The organism is Enterococcus sp. LJL120 (assembly GCF_054871765.1).
In genome coordinates, this window is sequence record NZ_JBTXLV010000031.1 from 1 (window position 1) to 2,972 (window position 2,972).

3 protein-coding genes are annotated in these 2,972 nt (G+C 36.1%); 2 read left to right on the top strand and 1 reads right to left on the bottom strand.

The features are described 5' to 3' along the window. Positions 1-659 precede the first annotated feature (659 nt). The gene (locus ACYSNU_RS18815; RefSeq protein ID WP_461738601.1) at positions 660-821 is read left to right on the top strand and encodes a hypothetical protein; all 162 of its coding nucleotides are present in this window, start codon (positions 660-662) and stop codon (positions 819-821) included. A 773-nt stretch (positions 822-1,594) separates the two neighbouring features. After that, positions 1,595-2,833 carry a relaxase/mobilization nuclease domain-containing protein gene (locus ACYSNU_RS18820; protein WP_461738602.1) on the top strand — a complete coding sequence of 413 codons (1,239 nt, stop codon included), beginning with the start codon at positions 1,595-1,597 and terminating at the stop codon, positions 2,831-2,833. Positions 2,834-2,867: 34 nt separating this feature from the next. Here the strand turns inward: ACYSNU_RS18820 and ACYSNU_RS18825 are convergent. Beyond that, positions 2,868-2,972 (bottom strand): helix-turn-helix transcriptional regulator (locus tag ACYSNU_RS18825; protein ID WP_461738581.1); only part of this gene is annotated, 105 nt, incomplete at its 5' end.

The window sequence follows — 2,972 nt, forward strand, 5'->3', positions numbered from 1 at the left end:
AATTTGTCGAATGCTATCAAGTGTTGGAATTATAAAAAAGGACTCCCAGGACATAATAGGTACGAAAAAGAAGATTTGAAAGTTATTTAACTCCCTAGTTCACATAATGTCGATTATCCAAAGTAGCGCCCCTATCAACCGATAGCGGCGCTTTCTTTGTGAAATCCAATTGGTCTAGCTGAAAAAAAAGATGCAGGGTTGTTCTGTCAGCTTTTTCTTTTCTGTTTGTTTGTGAACTTTCTAGTGTCGTTAGTTGAGTCTCTGTTATATAAATTCATCAAAAAGTGAAAGTATTTCTTGTCAGACGACTATAAAAAGGCGTACAATCGAAAAAAGAACATGAAAAAAAGAGCCATGACCATTGATTAATCTTGGAAGGAAAAATCAATGCGAGCCCTTAACGATTGACACCCAATCATTAAGAGAAGTCATAACCCTTATTCTTATATCTAGTATAAAAGGAAAAGGAACGCTTTTCAAGATAAATGATGAAGTTTAAAGCAATCGTTAGGAAAATCTAACGGTTGCTTTTTTTCTTTGAACGGTTTTGTGCCGACATGTCGGCAAGCCTTCAAAAGCATAAGCGATTGATCCTATTTCATAGGATTAATCACGCACACTTTTTTCAGGGGCATTCATTTAGAAAGGTGGAATCCGTAATGCAAGCTATCAAATCAGATGAAGGAGAAATTGTCCTCGTCATACCTAAAGGGTTTGGCATTAAAGAAGGTATGGAGTATGACATGATTCAAGACAAAAACGGTTGTCTTATCTGCACTTTCAAAGAGGATAAGCCAACACCTAAAAAAGACAAAGGCTAACGCAGGGCAGACAATTGAATAGCAAGAAAACGTTGAGGACAAACAGCGTGCAAATGCGACCAAAGGGACAGGTGTGGTGAGCCAATTCTAAGAAAAATTCTCTCGCGAAAGTGGTTCACGCCCACAGTGCGTCAAGAGGTGACTACGACCTAAGTATAAACGGTAGGGGAGGAAGTCTTTCGAGGGCTTCGTTAGTGTGAGTAAGAGCGATTCTAGGTGTTTTCTAAAGTTAGACCTACCCAAACTTTCAAAAAGAATCACAGGCGCTCACACGTCTTTATATTAGCTAAATTCGAGCGGTGTTTTTCAAGTGTTGACCGAAAACAAGAGAGGACAAGAAAATCTCAACATAGGGCTAATAAAAGTTATTCAAGGGTAAGATGAGAATGTAAAACGGAGTAAGTTTATACCAAAAACAACCAAATCTCTTTGGAGGGAGGAGTTTGCCCAAAACTCCGTCACTTCGTTCCGAAGTAAGCAAACCGTTAAAAGAAAAAAGAGTACTTGAGTTTTGGAAAAGTAGCAGAATGTAGCCCGAAAACTTTTAGTTGATTTGGACTGAACGGAGTGAGGGAAAATCTACTAAAACGTCGAGGGGCAGTGAGAGCGAAGCGAACACAAGAAACGAAAATCAAGAAATAAAAGATAAAAAAATCAAGGGCGTGCTATACTGGTCTTAGATTGCTTCTTATAAAGAAGCGCAAATACAACCTTAAGGCTACGCCATAAGGTAATTCGCTAAAATCAAACCCACAAAGGAGCGTGATTCTGTCATGGCTAACGCCTATTCCCGAACCACTAAACTAAAAAAAATTAGTGGGCGAGCCGATTATATTTCTAATCCAACTCGCCAAGAAAATATTGTCTTGCACGAGAAAAACATGGAACACGACTGGTCTGAATATGCGGAATTTGAAAAAGAGAATCAGCGTAGCAAATTAGCCAATAATCAAGGGAGAGAAATTGTAATTGCCCTGCCAAATGAATTAGCAGACTATCCAAAAACCATGAAAACTCTTTGTGATGATTTATCAAAAGAACTGCTGGGAAATAATCGAGATTATGAATATGCAGTACATTGGAATGAGAGCAAAACGAATTTACATATGCACTTGATTTTTTCTGAACGTGAGCGAAATCCAGAACGAGTTGCGAAAACTTATAAGCGTGATATGTGGTATGACAAAGAGACAAATAAAATGGCAAAAGCTCATGCCGAAAATGCGGAATTGAGATATAAAAAAGGTGACATCATGAAAGATAAAGAAGGCAATATCCGCTACACTGATGAAAAAAAGTTTACGATTAAGGATAAAAAATTTGTCTCCAAACAATTTCTAGTTACGCAGAAAAAAATCATTCAGAAAGTTTTTAGATCCCATGATTTTGATATTTCTATTTTTGACCCCCAAAATGAAATTGCACAAAAAAAGATTTATAAAGGAAGTTCGCAAGAGTACAAAGAGTATGCCGTGCATTTTAATCAAAAAGCAAAAAAACAAAATCAATTATTCCGTACATTTTTAGAAATAGATAAACCAATAAAACAGTTAAACGAACTCAATTTACAAATAACTAGTACAAGAAAGGAATTGCACAGAAGAGAAACCATTGAGAAAGAGAAAAATATCTTTCAAAAGCTATTTACTAAACCAGAGGAAGTGGAGACATTAAGAGAAAAAATCACTCAACTAATCAAAAAAACTCGTCCACTAGTGGTAAAACTGGCAAAGATTTTACATATAGAACTAAAAGAACTAACTTCACCCAAAATAGCACAGCAACGCTTTAATGCAGCTCTCAAGGACATCAATAAACGTGGAGCAACTATGCGAAAAGAGTTGAGGGCAATCAATAGTTTAAACAAATACGAGGCATTGAATAGGCCAAAAGAAATAGTACCTAAGAGAACACAGCAAGAATTTAGTATGAGGCAAGTAAAAGAGCTACAAAATGAAATTAGAAAAAGAAATAATACTAGGGAAAATAGAGAAATTGGAAGAAGTCGTTAGTTCACATAAATCACGTTATAACAAGTTAATCAAACTAATTACCACTTTGAAATAATTCATCTACAGTAACTCCTAGTTCTTTAGCTAAGTTAAAAGCTAAAGAAAGGGTTGGATCATATTTGTTATTCTCAATAGCATT